At 63.4% G+C, this 18,032-nt stretch carries 12 protein-coding genes; 5 read left to right on the top strand and 7 right to left on the bottom strand.

The window, feature by feature from the left end; all coding sequences use genetic code 11:
• Nucleotides 1-19: 19 nt before the first annotated feature.
• Nucleotides 20-466 (bottom strand): SRPBCC family protein, encoded by a 447-nt coding sequence (locus tag IAG25_RS05705; RefSeq protein WP_187603976.1) that lies wholly within the window; start codon nt 464-466, stop codon nt 20-22.
• Nucleotides 467-645: 179 nt separating this feature from the next.
• Here IAG25_RS05705 and IAG25_RS05700 point away from each other — a divergent pair, with 179 nt between their 5' ends.
• A complete protein-coding gene (locus IAG25_RS05700; protein ID WP_187603975.1) occupies nt 646-2,133 on the top strand; it encodes an MmgE/PrpD family protein in 1,488 nt (495 codons plus the stop codon).
• Between the two features lie 14 nt (nt 2,134-2,147).
• On the opposite strand, the gene IAG25_RS05695 is transcribed toward IAG25_RS05700, so the two are convergent.
• A complete protein-coding gene (locus IAG25_RS05695; protein ID WP_375336500.1) occupies nt 2,148-3,809 on the bottom strand; it encodes an NAD-dependent malic enzyme in 1,662 nt (553 codons plus the stop codon).
• A gap of 120 nt (nt 3,810-3,929) precedes the next feature.
• Here IAG25_RS05695 and IAG25_RS05690 point away from each other — a divergent pair, with 120 nt between their 5' ends.
• Nucleotides 3,930-4,547 carry a VC0807 family protein gene (locus tag IAG25_RS05690; protein WP_187603973.1) on the top strand — a complete coding sequence of 206 codons (618 nt, stop codon included), beginning with the start codon at nt 3,930-3,932 and terminating at the stop codon, nt 4,545-4,547.
• Nucleotides 4,548-4,568: 21 nt separating this feature from the next.
• Here IAG25_RS05690 and IAG25_RS05685 read toward each other — a convergent pair whose 3' ends face one another.
• The gene (locus IAG25_RS05685) at nt 4,569-5,510 is read right to left on the bottom strand and encodes an antibiotic biosynthesis monooxygenase (RefSeq protein WP_187603972.1); all 942 of its coding nucleotides are present in this window, start codon (nt 5,508-5,510) and stop codon (nt 4,569-4,571) included.
• 364 nt (nt 5,511-5,874) lie between these two features.
• Here IAG25_RS05685 and IAG25_RS05680 point away from each other — a divergent pair, with 364 nt between their 5' ends.
• Genes IAG25_RS05680 through tssA form a run of 3 tightly spaced genes read left to right on the top strand, consistent with a single transcriptional unit; the run spans nt 5,875 to nt 10,192 of the window.
• Nucleotides 5,875-7,836 (top strand): ATP-binding protein, encoded by a 1,962-nt coding sequence (locus IAG25_RS05680; RefSeq protein ID WP_255503546.1) that lies wholly within the window; start codon nt 5,875-5,877, stop codon nt 7,834-7,836.
• Nucleotides 7,833-8,579: a response regulator transcription factor gene (locus IAG25_RS05675; RefSeq protein WP_187603971.1), complete on the top strand. Its 747-nt coding sequence runs from the start codon at nt 7,833-7,835 to the stop codon at nt 8,577-8,579. Before IAG25_RS05680 ends, IAG25_RS05675 begins: the two co-directional genes overlap by 4 nt.
• A 29-nt stretch (nt 8,580-8,608) precedes the next feature.
• Nucleotides 8,609-10,192, top strand: a complete 1,584-nt coding sequence (gene tssA / locus IAG25_RS05670; protein ID WP_222946398.1) for a type VI secretion system protein TssA — start codon at nt 8,609-8,611, stop codon at nt 10,190-10,192.
• A gap of 96 nt (nt 10,193-10,288) precedes the next feature.
• Here tssA and IAG25_RS05665 read toward each other — a convergent pair whose 3' ends face one another.
• From IAG25_RS05665 to IAG25_RS05650, 4 genes are all read right to left on the bottom strand, one after another.
• A complete protein-coding gene (locus IAG25_RS05665) occupies nt 10,289-10,906 on the bottom strand; it encodes a hypothetical protein (RefSeq protein ID WP_187603970.1) in 618 nt (205 codons plus the stop codon).
• Nucleotides 10,890-13,139 carry a peptidase M23 gene (locus IAG25_RS05660; RefSeq protein WP_187603969.1) on the bottom strand — a complete coding sequence of 750 codons (2,250 nt, stop codon included), beginning with the start codon at nt 13,137-13,139 and terminating at the stop codon, nt 10,890-10,892. The genes IAG25_RS05665 and IAG25_RS05660 overlap by 17 nt, the downstream gene beginning before the upstream one ends.
• Before the next feature lie 325 nt (nt 13,140-13,464).
• Complete coding sequence (locus tag IAG25_RS05655; RefSeq protein WP_187603968.1) at nt 13,465-17,346, bottom strand: type VI secretion protein IcmF/TssM N-terminal domain-containing protein; 3,882 nt, start codon at nt 17,344-17,346, stop codon at nt 13,465-13,467.
• Nucleotides 17,343-18,032 carry a DotU family type IV/VI secretion system protein gene (locus tag IAG25_RS05650; RefSeq protein WP_187603967.1) on the bottom strand — a complete coding sequence of 230 codons (690 nt, stop codon included), beginning with the start codon at nt 18,030-18,032 and terminating at the stop codon, nt 17,343-17,345. The genes IAG25_RS05655 and IAG25_RS05650 overlap by 4 nt, the downstream gene beginning before the upstream one ends.

Genomic DNA, 18,032 nt, shown 5'->3' with positions numbered 1-18,032 from the left:
CGATCGGTCGCAGTCGTCGTCAGTCGGGAATCTCGGGCTCGACGAGCCTTGCGAGTTGCACCAGCGACTCCTGCCAGCCGAGATAGCACATCTCCACCGGAATGACTTCGGGCACGCCCTCCTGCACGATGCTCAGTTCCGTTCCGCACGATACCTGCCGCAACGAGACGGTGACCTGCATCTCTCCGGGCAGATTCGGGTCATCGAAGCGGTCCGTGTAGCGGATCCTTTCGAAGGGCACCAGTTCGAGATACTCGCCGCCGAACGAATGAGCATTGCCCGTGCCGAAATTGCGGAACGACATCTTGTGAGTTCCGCCCTGGCGTGCATCCATATGATGGACCTGACAGGTGAAGCCATAAGGCGGAAGCCACCTTGCGATCGCATCGGGTTCCAGGAACGCGCGATAGAGGCGTTCGGGCGTCGTGCGCAAGACACGGTGAAGTCGGATGGTGCCGGTAGTCATGCTGGGTTCTCCTTCGACGTGGGAAACTGGACACATCTCTACGACGATGCATCGCAGTGTTAATCGACACGGGCGGGCGTCGGGGAAAACCCTCGATGCCTGTCGTCGCGCGGAATGATACTTGCTCGCGGATCACATCTTCCGCTCCGGCGGACTGCCCGCACAAGGAGATATATCCCATGCCCATCATCGATCGCCGTGGCTTTCTCGTGACGAGCGCCGCGGGCGCATTCGCGTCGGCGGCGGCCGGCAACGCGGCGTTTGCGCAGGCAAGCAACGCCGCCGCCTCGCCCGCATCCTCCGGCGGCGGCGCGAATGCACGGCCACCCAGAGTCACGCGCATCCTCGCGGAATTCATCGTCAAAACCGCTTATCGGGACCTGCCCGCGCCAGTGCGCAAGGAAGGCGTGCGGACCTTGATGAACTGGGTCGGCGTCGCTGTCGGCGGATCGCATGACGAGACCGTGAATCGCGCGGTCGCCGCGCTCACGCCGTTCTCCGGTCCGCCGCAGGCGAATCTGCTGGGCCGCACCGAGCGCTTCGACATCATGAACGCGGCGTTCATCAACGGCGTGAGCAGTCATATCTTCGACTACGACGACACGCATCTGAAGACCATCATTCATCCGGCGGGACCGGTCGCATCGGCGATTCTGGCGTACTCGCAATATCGCCCGGTCACGGGAAAGGACTTTCTGAACGCGCTCGTGCTGGGCGTCGAAACGGAACTGCGCATCGGCAATGCGGTGTATCCGAATCATTACGATGTCGGCTGGCATATCACCGGCACATGCGGCGTGTTCGGCTCCGCTGCGGCGACGGGCAAACTGATGGGACTGAGCGTCGAACAGATGGTGTGGGCGCTCGGCCTCGCCGCGTCGCAGCCGGTGGGCCTGCGCGAGTCCTTCGGTTCGATGAACAAGAGCTTCAATCCGGGGCGCGCCGCCGCGAACGGCATCTTCGCGGCTTTGCTCGCAGCCCAGAACTATACAAGCTCGGACGGCATGATCGAAGCGAAACGCGGCTGGGCCAACACCATCAGCACGAAGCAGGACTACCGCGAGATCACAGACTCTCTCGGCTCGCACTGGGAATCGACGCTGAACACGTACAAGCCGTTCGCGTGCGGCATCGTCATTCATCCGTCGATCGATGCGGCGATCCAGCTACGCAATCAGGAGCATCTGAGCGCGGATCAGATCGAGCGCATCGATCTTCGCGTGCATCCGCTCGTCATCGAGTTGACGGGCAAGAAGACGCCGCAGATCGGTCTCGAAGGCAAGTTCAGCATCTATCACGCGGTAGCGATCGCCATCATCGACGGCGCCGCCGGCGAGAAGCAGTTCAGCGACGCCAAGGTGCGCGACCCGAAGACCGTCGAACTGCGCGACAAGGTGAATGCGATCGTCGATCCGAACATCAAGCCGGAACAGGTCGACATGACCATCACGTTGAAGGACGGGCGCAAGCTGCATAAGTACATCGAGCACGCGATCGGCAGCACACAGGTGCCGATGACCGATCAGCAGCTCGAAACGAAGTTCTCGGATCTGGCGGACGGCATTCTCACGCAGCAGCAGACGCGCGCGCTGATCGACAAGTGCTGGCATGTCGAGCAACTGGACAGCGCGAGCGAGATCGCAACAGCCGCGCTGCCGAATCGCTGATTCGCACGCTCCGGCTAGAGCGGCCGGTAAGCCGGCGCATACGCGGCCGACTTGATATGCGCGGCGAGATCGGCGGGCCGCTCGACCCGCGCGAAGCCATGATCGAAGATGTACGCCGCCACCGATGCCGCGACGTGCATCGACGCCTCCAGGATGCGGCTTTGCGGCGGATAGATGAGGCCCTTGTCGAGGCTCTCGTCGCTGACCTGCTCGGCCACCGCCTTCGCCGCGACGATGAACATGTCCTCCGTCACGCGCGTGGCCTCCGTGGCGAAGACCGCCATGCCCATCGCGGGAAAGATATAGACGTTGTTGCCCTGCCCCGGCACGAACTGCTGGCCTTCTATCTGCACGGGTTCGAACGGGCTGCCGCTCGCGAAGATCGCGCGGCCGTTGGACCATCGGTACGCCTCTTCCGCCGTGCACTCGGAACGCGACGTCGGATTGGAATAGGGAAAGATGATCGGGCGCTCGTTGATTTCGCTCATTGCTTCGATCACCGCCTGACTGAAGAGCTTCGGCACCGTGCTCACGCCGATGATGCCCGTCGGCTTCAGCGTCCGGACCGCATCGACGAAGCTGTCGATCGGCGCGTGATCGATCGCGAAGACCTTCTGAAAATCGGCGAGATCGGTGCGTGACTGCACCATCAGCCCGTTGATGTCGAAGAGACTGTTGCGCTTGCGAGCCGAGTCGATATCCAGACCCTCCAGCGCCATGGCCGCGCTGATCAGTTCGGCGATACCCGTCGCCGCCGATCCTCCACCGAGAAACAGAAAGCGCTGGTCGGTCAGCTTCTGCTTCGAGATGCGCAGCGCGCCGTAGATGCCCGCGAGCGCCACGGCGGCGGTGCCCTGAATATCGTCGTTATAGGTGCACACCTTGTCCTTGAAGCGCGCGAGCAGAGGCACCGCGTTGAAGTTGGCGAAGTCCTCCCACTGGATGCAGCACTTCGGATAGAGCGCCTGCACCGCCTCCACGAATTCATCGACGAAAGCGGTGTAGTCGTCGCCGCGCACGCGTTCGTGCCGCAGGCCGAGATAGAGCGGATCGTCGAGCAGGGACGCGTTGTTCGTGCCGACGTCCAGCGTGACGGGCAGGCACACCGATGGCGGCACGCCCGCGCAGGCGGTGTACAGCGCGAGCTTGCCGATAGGAATGCCCATGCCGCCGACGCCGAGATCGCCCAGTCCGAGAATGCGCTCGCCGTCCGTCACGACGATGAACCGGACATCCTGTTCCGGCCAGTTGCGCAACAATTCCTTCACGCGGCCGCGCGCGTCGATCGGAACATAAAGGCCGCGCGTGGCCCTGAACACATGATCGAACTTCTGGCACGCTTCGCCGACCGTCGGCGTATAGACGATCGGCATGAACGCCGCCGGGTCGGACATGAGCAGCGCATAGAAAAGCGTCTCGTTGCGCGCCTGCAGGTCGGACAGGAACAGGTATCGTTGCAGGTCGTTGTCGAGATTCGACAGTTGCGCATGCGTGCGCGCGATCTGAATCTCCAGCGAAGTCACGCCGGGCGGCAGCAATCCTTCAAGGCGGTATTTCCGGCGCTCCTCCTGCGAGAAAGCGGAACCCTGATTGAGCCGGGGATTGTGCAGAATATCGTAGCCAAAAGCCTGCGTGGACATGATCGTTTCCTTCTTGACGTGAGCTGGGAATGCCACGAAAACGTCGGGGGAGATGCATCGCTAAGCATAGTCGTTCGCGCCGATACCGCAACACGATCCCGGATCAGGGACGTATCGATGATCCGTCGGAAGAAACGGCATGACCGGGAGAGGTCGATGATGATTCCGTCCGCACGTTATGCGCTCGCGTTCGTCGTGAACGTGGCATTGCCGGCGCTCGCTTACCGGATCACGATCGGCCGTTACGGCGTGGTGGACGCGCTCATCGCCTCGGCCGCGCCGCTCGTCGTGTGGATGATCATCGATGTCGTGCGCTACCGGCACTTCGATGCGCTGAGCGCTTTGGTGCTGGCGGGCGTCGCCATGTCGCTGATGGTGCTGCTGTCCGGCGCGTCGCGCTGGATGGGCGAAGCGCGCGACCCCGCCGTGAGCGGGATCATCGGCGTGCTGTTTCTGCTTTCGCTCTTTCTGGAGCGGCCGCTCGTGTTCTATCTCGCGCGCTCGACGATGTCGCGCGAAAAGCAGGGCGGCGAGGCGGAATTCGACGCGCGATGGCAATCGCGCCCGGCGCTCGCCAGATCCATCCGGCTGATGACGGTCGTGTGGGGCATCGGCCTCGTCGGGGAGAATCTGGCCCGTCTGTGGATCACGCTCGCGCTGACCGAGCCGGACGCGGGCCGGCTCTCCACGTGGGTGCGGTACGTCGTGTATGGCGGACTGACGGTCTGGACGATCATCTACCGCCGCATCTACATCAAACGTCAGCAGCAGTAGACGTTCGAGTCTCAGTACGCTTCAGAACACGAGCATGAATATCGCCAGTTCGATGATATAGAGCGCGAGCATGGTGCAGGCGCCGAGCGCTTCGCGACGCCAGCGCCGCGCAGGCGATGGACGCAGCCACCAGCCCATGCAAAGGACTGCGATCTTCATGAGCGGCCACGACACGAGCGACACGCTGATCGCATTAGCGATGAACGTGGCGATCGCCACATGCTGCCCCGCGAGCAGCGGGCTCAGGAACTTGATTTCGAGCATCACGACGGGAAACAGCACCAGCAGCACGAGCGCCGACTGTTTCCAGGCCGCCGGCGACCGCTTGCCCGTCTCCGGAAACCAGCCGGCGAAAGGGCTTGCCATCCGGTAGCTTTTCCACTTGGCAATATGCGGTTCGACCTGTTCGAGCAACCGCTTGCGGGCGGGACAGCCGAGCCACGCATCGAGTTGCGCGGGCGTGGAGAAGCGCACGAGCGTCGTCCAGTACTGCATCTCGTCCGATACCGGCGCCTGAACCAGCGTTCCCATGTAGCCGGGGAAGTTCGACTGGTTCGCCTGGATGGTTTCCGCCCACGCCCGAAAAACCCCTTCCTTGCCCGGTTCCACGACGGTCATGATGACTTCCGTGACGCAGGAGAGCGGATCGAGCGAGTGCACGGTTTCGTCGTCGAATGCGGCGGCCGCGGGATCGCGCATCGGCACGAGTTCGGCGAACAGATGCGCGCGCAGCACGGACGTGCGCCAGCCTTCGAGCGCCTCGGGCGAGCGGAATCGCTGGATGATCCGCCAGTCGTATGAACCGGCGAACGCCGGCGCGATATCGAGCGCGAGAAATCCCGCTGCCTGCGTGGCCGTGTGCGTGAAACGGGATTGCCAGGCGGCGAACGGCTCTTCCATGCCCGCGCGCAACGTGATGTTCGTCGTGATCGCGGTCGCCGGCGGGCGGGTCGAATCGTTCATCGCGTTTTTTTCCATCGAAGGTGATGACTTGTTCGAACGCATGTGCCGTTTTCATTGCGTCGGCGCGGGATGTTTCGCTCGCGCGATGCGGCGCTGTTTTCCGACTCGCCCAGGCGGTCCTGAGCGAAGGCGCTGGTGACCTTATCCGACGGTCGGGTGAATTGCAAGCGTCGCCGGCGCGGTAACTACCCATTCAAGTTCCTCCTGTTTCTGCCGAAATAATCACGGAGGAATCGTCATTCGATGAAGCCTTCATCGACGTAAAACATCGCCCCTGCCCGCTCGTTCACTGCTCATGTCACTCTCCATCCGGCAGAACTTTCTAGCGAATCTCTTTCGCGGAACCAGCGGGCGCGATCCGCACATGCCTCGCCCGACACCGGCTCCCGCTCCGTCGACGAGCACGCTGCGCACGTTCGCCGATCCCGTCGTGCTCGGCATACTCTGCTATCTGCTCGCGCGGCCCGTCGCGCATCTGGAAAGCGCGGGCACGCTCGCCGCGATCGCGTGGCCGGCGCCTGCCATCGCCATCGCGATACTCTGGCCGATGGCTCCGCGACGCTGGCCCATCCACCTGCTCGCGGTGTTCATCGCGATCGCTGCGACGGGCGATTTCAGCAGCACGTCATGGCGCAGCGATCTCGGCTTCTGCGTGCTGAACGTGCTCGAAGTGGCGCTGTGCGCGTGGCTCGGCCGGCGTTATGTCGATGCCGGCGGCACGATCGTCACCACCACGAGCCTGATGCGCTTCCTGCTGCTGCTTCCGCTCGCGGGCATCGGCGTCACGTCGATGCTCGGCGCGACGCTCGCCAGCGACCTCGGTCACGACGGCTGGTGGCGCGAATGGCGCACGCTCTTCGTCGGCAACGGCGTCGCGGTGCTGGTGCTCGTGCCGGCGGTGCTCGCGTGGCGCGCGCGCTCACCGGCGGACACGGGCAACGCGCGCCATGCCGAGCCGCTCTTCGCGCTCGCGTGCAGCGTCGCGGTCGTCGCGTTGCTGCTCGGCGCGGCGGCGCTGCATGTGTCGGAACAGGTGCAGCGCGCGGTCGTCTCGCTGCTGCTCGCCGGCACCGCCCTCTACGGCGGACTGGCCGCCGCCGCGACGACGCTCGGCACGGCCGCGGTGCTCGGCGTCGGACTGACGCTGATGAAGCTCGGCCCGTATCACTACGAGAACGCCGAAAGCGCGTGGAACCTGCAGATCGACATGGCCGGGCTCGCGATCCTCACGTTCTTCGTGGCCGTCACCGTGCGCGAGCGCAGGCAGCTCGCGCTGCGCCTCGAGCGCGGACGACGGATGGAATCGCTCGGGCTGCTCGCGGGCGGCGTCGCGCACGACTTCAAGAACATCCTCGCGGCCGTCGACGGTTACGCCGAAATCGCCCGCGACCGTCTCGCGCACGACTCCGCCGCCCGCAAGCCGCTGCGCGAGGTGCAGGCCGCATCGGCACGCGGCTACGAACTCACCGAGGAAATCCTGCTGGCGGCGCGGCGCGGGGATCGCGTGCGCGAATCACTCGATCTGATGGCGATCGTGCGTGAAAGCGTCACGCTTGCGCGGCCGCTGTGCCGCAATAGTGTCGTCATCGAGTTCGAGGGCGCCGATTCGCGCCTGTTCGTCGCGGCGCACGGCGGCCAGCTCGTGCGCGCCGTGCTGAACCTCGCGAGCAACGCCAGCCTCGCGGCGCGCTCGCGCGTGGTGCTGCGCGTCGGCAGCGCGTTCGCAATGGACGAGCCGCTCGCCATCGGCGATGCGCCGCCGGGCGCGATCGCATGGGTGGACGTCGCAGACGACGGCCCCGGCATTCCCGCCGAACATCTGCAGCATCTCTTCGAGCCTTTCTTTTCGGTGCGCGCGAAAGGCGGCGGCTCGGGCCTCGGCCTCGCGATCGTCGCGGGCGTCGCGTGCGAGCATCAGGGCGGCGTCGCCATCGCGACGGGACCGGACGGCACGCGCTTTCGGCTCGTGCTGCCGCTGTTGACGAAGGCGCCTGTGCCCTCGCCTTCGCACGAAAGTCACGAAACCCCCGAACCGCTCGGCAATGGCGAACGCGTCATGCTGATCGACGCCGATCCCGGCTCGCGCGAACGCTGCGAGGACTGGCTCGCCGAAATGGGCTTCGAGCCGATCGGTTACGCCGACGCGCACGAAGCGTTCGACGCAGACGCCCACGCCGACGACGACCTCGCGCTCGTGATCGCCGCCGCCGACAGCCTGCCCGCGAACGAAATCGCATTCGCCGCGCGTGTCGTCGTCCTGAGCCGGCCCATCGACCGCGACTCGCTCGCACGCGCCGCCGCATCAGCCCTGAAGGACTTCTCATGACCCTGCAGCCGCAACACAGCATCCTCGTCGTCGACGACGATCATTCGATGCGTATCCTGCTGATCGAATATCTCTCCGGACACGGCTACAAGGCCGACGGCGCCGCGAGCGCGCAGGAGGCGATCGGCATGTACGCCGCGAAACGCTACGACCTCGTGCTGCTCGATCTCGGCCTGCCCGATGGCGACGGCACCGACCTCGCGCGCCGCTGGCGCGAGCAGATGCAAACGCAGGGGCAAGTGCCGATCATGTACATCACGGGCCGCAAGGACGAAGCCGATCTCGTGATGGGACTCGAACTCGGCGCGGACGATTACATCGTGAAGCCGTTTTCGCTGCGCGAAGTGCTCGCACGCATGCGCGCGGTGATGCGTCGCGCGGGCGCGACGACCGCCGCGCCGCTCACGCGCGGCAAGCTGCCGAACGCGTATCGCTTCGCGGGATGGACGCTGAATCTGAACACGCGCCGCCTGAGCGCCTCGGATCAATCGACGGTGCCGCTCACCAATTCCGAGTTCAATCTGCTGGTCACGTTTCTGAACGCGCCGGGCCGCATCATCACGCGCGAAAAGCTGCTCGAAAGCACGCGCGCCTTCGATGACATCTATGATCGCGCCATCGATGTGCAGATTCTGCGGCTGCGGCGCAAGATCGAGACCGATCCGAAGAAGCCGGCGCTGTTGCGCACCGAGCGCGGCGCGGGCTATATCTTCGATACCGATATCGAACATCTGTGGACCTGAACGCGTCCCTTCACTCTCATCAGCCTGCAATGAACGCCGTGACCGACTTCAAGAGCCTTGGCTTGCAACCCATCAGCGACGCGCAGCCCTGCGGCGTCGACGTGCGCGACGATCCGGACTTCGATCTGCTGCAAAACGAAATCGCCAAACTGACCAATCCGGCCGCGAGCGGCGCGCCGGACTGGGAACAGGTGGTGAAGCTGTCGTCGGGGCTGCTGGCGGGCAAGGGCAAGGACATTCTCGTCGCGAGCTATCTGACGGGCGCGCTCCTGATCACGCGCGGATTGCCCGGTCTGAACGACGGCGCGCAGATGCTCGAAGCACTGCTCGCCACGCATTGGGATCAGCTCTATCCGCCGGTCGCGCGGCTGCGCGCGCGGCGCAACGCGATTCAATGGCTGATCGACCGCGTGCGCGCGCATGGCGAGGAGCATGACTGGTCGAGCTGGCCGCCGCAGGATGCCGCGCTCGTCGATGCTCTGCGCGCGGCGCTCGCGGGCATCGACAGCGTGCTCGCCGACAAGGACGCCGACGCGCCTTCGATGCAGCCGCTGCGGGCGCTGCTCGGCACCGTGCAGGTTGCTGAGCCGGAGCCTGTGGCTGTCGTCGAGCCTGTGGTCGAGCCGGAGCCTGTCGTTGCGGCTTCTGCTCCTGCTCCTGCGCCCCGGCCAGCGCCCGCCGCCGCGCCCGCGATCCAGGCCGATCCGCTCGCGCCGCTCGCCGTCGATTCATCCGACAGCGCCGTCCACGCCACCGACGAAACGCTCGAGCGGCTCGCGGCCATCGGCAACTGGTACGCGCAGAACGAGCCGTCGAGCGCGCTCGGCTTCAGGTTGCGGCGCGTGGGCGTGTGGGCCGGCGTCGAGCACGCGCCGAACGCCCAGGGCTCGGAGACGCGGCTTCCCGGCCCGATCGCACCGTTGCAGGATGCCTTGCGCAATTTGCAGTCGCGTGCGGCGCACATGGATATCGTCGGTTTTGCCGAAACGCAGGTGCTGACGTATCCGTTCTGGCTCGATCTGAACCATGCCGCCGCGATGGCCCTCGCCCAGCTCGGCGATGCGTGGAGTGCCGCGCGCCGCGAAGTCTGCAACGAGACTGCAAAATTCGTCTCGCGGATGGAAGGCATCGAGCGTCTGAAATTCGCCAACGGCGTGCCGTTCGCAAACGCCGACACGGTGCAATGGCTGGGCTCGCTGGCGTCGTCGGGTGGCGATGCGGGCGCGGCCGCCGCGCCGGATCCGCTCGTCGCGGTGCTCTCGCGTGCGCGTGCGCTCGCCGCGGACAACGATCTCGGCGCCGCCGCGCAATGTCTGCAGGACGCCATCGACAAAACCGCCGCGGTCGGCACGCGCCTGCGTCTGCGGACGGCTTTGTGCGATCTGCTGCTGGAGCATCGACCGGGCGCGCGCCTCGATGCATTCGCGCGCGCGCTCGTGGCGGAAGTGGATCGATACGGCGTGGCGTCGTGGGATCCGGAACTCACCGCCGACGCATTGCGCGCCGCCTTCGCGATCCTGAGCCGCAACGATCAGAACGAAGCGGAGACGGCGGCGCTGCTCGCGCGTATCGCACCGCTGGATGTGGCGATCGCGGTGCGGTTGATTACGTGACCGGGGTTGTCTAAGTACGATTTGTCAGATTCGAACAACGAAAGCAATTAATGCGGACTCACACCAGATTCGCGACTGGTGTGGCCGAACATCAACTCATCGATGAGGCAACTCATTGTTGGTTTCGTCAAGATTAACGGTTTCTAATTCTTTTCTCGACATTTTATTGCCCGCAGGCGTGTGAAGGGTCATTGAGTTAGTCACCCTACGCACCACGGCCAATGGCTCGGTGCCGTCCGTTTCAACTGCAACGTCATAATCCCTACCAAAAATCGCTGCCGAATAGCAATTACCTTTCGCAGCGTGAAATCCCGCATTATCTGTGATCCCGCATGATGCGGCTGCCGAAATCATTAGATAATTTGATCGATATTCGATACGAGCCACCTGCGAATCCATTGAGCCGACCCGAACAATATCATCATTGATTCTCCGGAATCCGATACGATGCAATATCTCGGCTGGATTCATGTTTACCACGCACAACGAGATTGCTATGCTTTGATATTTGTTTTTTGGATTTTTAAAATACTTACATTGTGTCGGCAGCTTATCGAAAGAGCTAAAATCGTTACCTTCAAAGGCTCGCCATGAATCAGGCACCCACGCGCTAAAGTGCTCAGTTTCGAAAACCCTGCCGAATGTATCATTGCAAAACCCGGCAAGCACGAAAACCGCTATGTGACATATAAATGATTCAATTCGCTTCATCATTGAGTATTTTCCAGATGCGTTGCGTATGTTTTATTCTTTCAGCCAGGCCATTGTAACCACCATTAATTGCAAACGTGATTTTCTTCACATCGATCTCTGAGACAGATGCTGTTGTTGCAATCGTGTTAATGGTTCTAAACCCGTTGGGTTGAGCACCTGCCTCCCAGTACCACCCACCCGCATCGATGCAATTAAATGGAATTGTGCTGAGCTTCTGCGGTTCAGTTATTTCTGGACGACGGCGTTTTTTGTCCGTCCACCAGTAAAGATCATAAGATGACGAACTTAACCATCCACGATAGACCCAATATTTCGCGTAATTTTCTCGGCCCGTAAGCTGTTTAAAACCACGACCACGGAATTTGATTCCATCGCCGCTATCAATGTTTCCAAGACGCCCGTCGAGATAACTATAGTAACGATCGCTCTTATCATCGTAATAGCCCTCAGCTTCCGGCTTAAGGCTCGCATTGAAATGTGTTGCCGATGCTTCCATCATACGAGCGAGCATGAACGACTCCACCGCGCCTTGACCAAAAAAGTGCGCCATCCTTCTCGCCGTATTCACCAAATGTTTCCGCGTCGTTTGATTAATGAAAGCGCGATACTGTTCTCTCTTCACACCGGGTTCAGGTGTCTCTTTTCTCGAATACAGTTGATCAGGGTAGACGTGTGAGAACTCCGCTTTGCTGAGCCACCCACACTTTCTGAATTGACGAATAAACGCCAGCGGATGAAAAAACCAAAGCTTCTGCTCCGAGGCGAGTCCCGTCTTATCCCAAAACTGAAACGACTTCAGCCGCTTCATGAACGCGGCATAGCCCGCCTCGTCGCCATGGTAGAACTCACCTTCGTCCTTAAGTTTGCTGTACCGGGCCTCGTTCTGCGAGCTGTCCCATTCGCTCGGCGCCTCGCAGATAAACCCCCGCAATTGCTCGCGCACGGATGCATTCGACTTGACGTACTGCGCAAGTACATCCTCTTTCTTGTACTCCTGCTTCAGCGCCGCATCCTCTTGCGTCTGATGATCTTTCACGTCTTTGATGATCTTCTTTAGCGCGTCGATATCACACAAGCCGTCTGCGCTGAAAGGCGTGTTGCCCTCGGCGATCTTCTGCCAGCCCGTGAATGTCGAGAAATCCGCGTCGGACAGCTTCAAGATGCCGTCATCGCTCACGTCGATGTAACCCTCTTGACGGGCCGCGAAGGTCACGCGCATCCAGGTTGCGCGCGCCGCAGCCGTACCTAGCGTAACTGGCATCGACAGAATCCGCCCGAAGCGCAGCAATTCATATCCGTCGCTTGCACATGCGGGATAAAGAGCCGTAGCCCGCTTGTACATGTCGTATTCGTAGTCTTGTTCCTTCACCGGCGTCGACGTCAGTAAAGTGCGCTTGCCGTCGCTCGCCACCGTCCAGGCATTCGTGTACTTGCTGCCTTTGTGGAAGAACATCTCCACAAAAAGTGGCCCGGCGTTCTGCCCTGCTTGTAGTGAGTCGAAGGCGATGCCTTTGAGCTTGCCATCCGGCCCAGCGCCATCCGGTAATCTCAAAAACAATTTGCCTGCAGGAATCACAAAATAACTATGCCCCCAGCAATCGCCGCCCGTGGCCATGCTCGCCGTTGAACGACCAAGCTGAGTCCGTCCGAAATACGCGTCGTGATCCGCTTCAGTCATGAATATTTCGAAGTGCAAATGCCGCTGACCATGACATCCACCGATCCAGCCGAGCACATCCTTTCGGCGCACTTTGAAACTACCGCCCGTCTGCGCAGGCGCTGGATCGAAGTCGCCACCGGGCGACGACATGCGCAAAAACTCCGGGAGCAGGTTCCCGTCCGCGCTCATCGACGTATAGCTGCTCAGGTCCAGCAGATGCATGTAGAGCGAATAGAACGCGATCGTGCGGCCTTCGCCGGTCTCGGTCGTATGCCTGAGCAGCACGAAGCCCGCGTGGCTGTCGCGTGCGCCGTCGCCGCCGTCGTAGGCCTTCTGACATACGCGATAGGCTACGACGTCGCCATCGGCGATGGCGTGAACCTTCTCGTTTTGTGTCGATGGCATCAGATGCACGCCGCAGTGCCAGCGCCGATCGAACGCTATCGGATAGATGCCGTGAGCAAGTTCAAATGTGTCGACCAGATCCATCATGGGATCGGGCTTCGGCGGATCGGCCGCATTGTCGCCAGCGATCAGGCCTGTGGCTGGAAGGAATGGTGGGCTAATAATCATGAATCAACGGCTGCGCGTAGGAGCGCCTGATTATCGCCAGGTCGATCGAGTATTTAAAGTACAACGAACAATATAAATCGTGCTGGGCCGTCGATAGTGCTTCGATTTCCTCAATGTAGAACCACACCCAACTACGACGAGAGAGATTTTCGGATCAATCCGAGTCATTGGAACAACTGGTTCCGTACTAACCAAACTCGCTCTGTTCAAAGTGAGCAGGTAGGAAACTCATCGTCATTGAGCAGGGTTCACGCGACGACAGGCAACGATTCGATATGGATATGCGCGACTCACATCTCGCGCGATTTCTTTCAAACCGCCGCCCTCAAAGCCCCGTCATCATCATCGACGGCGTCTGACCGCGCCAGCACGCGCCGATCGTCGCCGGCAAGCCCAGTTCGGCCAGCGTCACCGGCGTGCTCGCCACCGTCGGCACGATGGCCGGCAGCGGCGGCATGCCGGGACTCATCACCGCGAGCTGATCGACGATGTTCATCTGCTGACGCTGCGTCTGCGCGTCCTGGATCTGCTGCTTCTGTTGCGCCGTCGTCTTCTGCAAGGTCTCGTAAAGCTCGATCCTGTGCGCGGCATCGGTCACCTGATCGCCGCCCGTCACCGAGAAGCTCACCGTCAGCGACTGCACGTTGAGCGCTTTGAGCGCCGACTCGCTCGCCGGAAAATCGGCGGGCGTGAACTGACGCTGGCCGTCCGCGAAATCCTTCAGGAACGCCGCGACGCCCAGCGGCCCCGCATAGCTGCGATTCAAGGTCAGATTGCCGATCTTGATCTGCAGACGCGCATCGCCGCATTGTCCCGCCGTCCATGCAAAGCTCGTGCTGACCGGAAAGTTGTAGTTGTTCAGCGTCTGAACGCCCGCCGCGCATTGCACGGTGAGAATCGTCGCGTAGGGCTTCGCCTGCGCATCGGCGTTGACGTTGGTCGGCTGCGCCGTGAGCGTGAGCGGCACCGACAGCGCGCGGGCCGCATCGGCCTGCTGCTTCGCCGTCGCGAGCGTGCGGTCGAGCTGATCGAGCGCCTGTTGCGCGTCCAGTTGCGCCTTCTGCGCCTGAAGCTGCTGTGCCTGCTTGTCGGCAGCGCTGCGCGCGGCGGATTGCTGTTGCGCGAGCTGACGTCCGAACGCGCCATTGAGCATCGGCACAAAACCCGACGTGAACGGCACGCTGAAACCCTGCGTCTCGACGATGCCGTAGCGGCTCGCATTGCGCGTCAGAAACGGCTTGGCCGCGCCGTCCGCGAACGCCCAGACCGCGCCCTTCGCGCCGAAAAGCTGATCGATCGCGGCGCTCTTGTCGGTCGCGCCCTGCAACGGAAACACCACGCCCGATTCCCAGCCGCGCTGCAATTCGCACGACGCCTGCTGCTCGATATAGGCCGCGAGAAAATCGAACGGACCGCGGATCAGACGCCACGTCAGCATGTCTGAGCCATCGCCGGTGCCGATGAGCGTGCGCAACTGCGTGAGCGGCTGCAGCGCGTTCATCATCTCGGACGGCTGCGGCTGTGCGCTCGTCGCCAGTTGAGCGAAGTCCGCCGCGAGCTGATAGCTCTTGCCGCTGCCCGCGCTGCTGTCCATCGCGAGCTTGTTCAGTCCCGACAGATACTGCGTCAGCGCATCGACCGCGCCGAGGTTGTTGGCGACAGTCTGGCTGCCGCGTTGCGGCGCGCCCGCGAGCACGTCCTTGATCGCCGATGCCCCGACCGCATTGATCGCGCCCGCCATCCTGACCGCCTGATTCGCCGCGCCCGTGCGGGTCGTCTGCTCGCGCAACTGCTGGAATTGCCGCGCGAGGACGATCCAGCCGGGCAGCGGCGCATCGGCGCGTTCGCCGTCGAATTCCTCGTTGAGCCGTGCGATGAGACGGAAGTACGGACTCGCCGGCCCACTCACGATGCCGAGCGCGGAGCGCCAGCCCGCTTCGCCCGAATACGGCGTCGCGTTGCTCGTGAATGCCTCGACGAAGTTCTGCCATGCCATCACGCGCTGGGTGCGATACCAGTCGTCGAACGCCGCGCGCTGCCGGTCGAATTGCGCGGGATCGACGAGCGCCGCGCGAATCTGCTTCGCGAGATCGTCGAGCGATTTGCGGCCCGCGACGGTGTACACGGCGGGCACGGTCGCGCCGGTCATGTTCGTGGCGCTCGCACCCGCGCTGGCGCCCGCGGTGGCACCCATCACGCTGCCGTTCGCCGTTTGCATGCTCGTGGTCGCGGATTGCGCGCTGCCGCCCCAGAAATCGGCGGCACGCACGGGCGCGACATCGCCGCCGTCCGGCACGAGACCGACGAGCCACGACATCTGCGGATCGGCGGCGACCGCCTGATCGAGCAGCGCGCGTTGATCCTTCAGCCGATCGCGCAGATAGCTTGCGTCCTTCGGCGACCAGACGAGATACGAGATCGTGAGCGGATTGAGCTGCGCGTTCAGTTGCGCCGGATAGAGCGGCGAGGCGACCGGCTGCGGCATCGCTTCGAGCGTCGCGCGATCCGCGCCGTCGAGCCGCGCGCGCAACAGCGCGATCGAGCGCGCCAGATTCAGCACCTGCCGCGCCGCTTCGACCGGCTGCCCCGCCTGGCCTCCCGATGACGCGAGCGAGGTCTGCTGGCTCTGGTCGGCCGCGGGCTGGATCGCCTGCCGATATTGCTGCACGAACACGTCATGCAGACGCGCTTCGAGCGCGGCGAGGCCCGCGCCGTTGCCGAGCAGGCCCGACATCCAGCGCCGGTCGTTCTGCGCGACCTGCGTCAGCACGTCGTTGGAATAGGTGAGCGCGGCGGCGTCGTGGAACAGGTTGCCATTGAGCGAAACCTTGTCGGGCCGCGCGCTCTGCACCAGTGCGAGCGTCTGCCTGTTCCCGGCGAACGACACCGACAGCAGGATGCCGAACATCGCGAGCAGGAGCACCCACGCGACGACGCCCACGCTCTGCGTGACGCGCCGCCAGTGATGCACGAGCAAGGTCGGCTTCGCGGCGTTGCGGTCCTGCGGCAGGATGCGGCCGAAGAAGTCGTGCAGGAACACGCCCGCCGTGTCGCCCGCATGCGACGGCGACGCCGGCAACAGCGAGCCCATCAGCGCGGACATCGCGCCGCCTTCCTGCTGGCCGCTGCTGAAGAAGATGCCGCGCAACAGCGGCCGTTCGAGATACGGACTATCGGCGAGGCAGGTGCCGAGGAACATCGTGAGGCCGTTTCGCAACTGCGCCAGTTCGTTCGGGAACATCAGCAGTTCGGGCGACGCCTGCGCTTCGCGCGATACCAGCGCGAGACGCAGCGCCTGCAGCCGCGCGCCGATCGATTCGAATGCGCGCGCGACGAACGCGCTTTCGCCCGATGCGCCCGCCACGCCCGCCTCGCTCTCTTCGGCGAGATAGCCCATCGCCTGATCGAGGGCATCGGCGGGCAGCGTCTTCGCCCATTCCTCGAAGCCGTAGAGACGGTCGCACTTGGTGACCAGCACATACACCGGAAAGCGCTTGCCGAACATGCGTATCAACTGCTCGATGCGCGCCCGCACGATGCGTCCTTCATCGGCGAAGGTATCGGCGTCGGGCGCCATCAGCCGGTCCGCGCTGACCGCGAGCACGAGTCCGTCGAGGCCTTCGCGCGGCCGGTAGCGTCCGAGCAGATCGAGACCGACTTCCCATTCGCGCCGATCCTGCTCGACGTCCTCCGCCTGCACATAACGGCCCGCGCAATCGATCACGACAGCGCGATCGAAATACCACCAGTCGCAATTGGCCGTCTGGCCGATGTTCGCCTGCTGGCTGATCTTCTGGATCGGCGACGAAAGCCGCGCGCGCGTGAGCGCGGTGGTCTTGCCGGTGCCCGATTGCCCCACGACCATGAACCACGGCAGCGCGTAGAGCGGATCGCCCTTGCTGCGCAAGTTCGACTGGCGCAGCGTGGCGACGGCCGTCTTCCACTTGCGCCGCAGGAGCGTTTCCGGCGACGCGGCCGGCGCTTCGACATGGATGGCGGCGCTCTGAGCCGCGAGCCGGCTGCGCGAACGCATCATCACGATCATGCGGCGCGCGAACGCGATGAAGAAGTACAGCGCGAACACGCCGACGAAGATCGCGAGCGCGACCCACAGCGGCCAGCCGAAATAGAGGACGACGCCCCAGCCGACCAGCGCCACGACGATCAGCGTCAACAGCCACAGCAATGCGATGCCCAGCGTTTTCATAGATGGATCTGCGCGAGAAGCGTATCGACGGACTGCGCGACGACGGTGTGATACACGCCATACAGCAGCGCCAGCAGGAAGAGCGGTAACAGGATGGCGGTCACCTTGCCGCGCGTGAGGCGCGTGGCGAAACGCGCGCGCGCGGTCGGCTTGCGGGCCGCGGCGTCATCGCCCGCGACGTGATAGCCGTCCGGAAACAGGAACGCGCGCGCCGATGCGCCGAGCTGTTCGGCGTCGGGCAGCAACATCGCGAGATTGGTGCGGCGGATATCGGTGAGCGTCTTCTGGTTGCGGTCGTACGCATAGCGCCCGCCGAAGCCGAGCGCGAGACACAGATAGAACACTTCGCGCACCGCCAACTGCGAAGGCGTGAGTTGCGCGAGGCGCTCGTAGAACACCACGCCGGCATTGCTCACATTCGAGTAACGGCGTTGCAGCAGATGACGCTGCCACTGCGCCGCGCCGTCCCAGCGCGTGGTGAGCAGCAGTTCGTCGGCCCACGCGTTGAAGGCGAACAGCGCCTCGTCGATGTCGGTCTGCGAAAAGTCCGCGTCGTGCGCGCGCAACCGCGCGGCCGCGATCGCGCCGTCGAGCTGCGCGGTCAGGCTCGCGGCATCGCCCATCGGCGAGCGCGAGAACGCCCGGACCTGCGCGAAAAGGGGGATGAGGGTATCGGCGAGCGTCAT

The sequence above is a fragment of the Caballeronia sp. EK genome (assembly GCF_014384845.1).
In the GTDB taxonomy this organism is placed as follows: Bacteria; Pseudomonadota; Gammaproteobacteria; order Burkholderiales; family Burkholderiaceae; genus Caballeronia; species Caballeronia jiangsuensis.
This window is presented reverse-complemented; position numbering and strand designations above follow the sequence as displayed.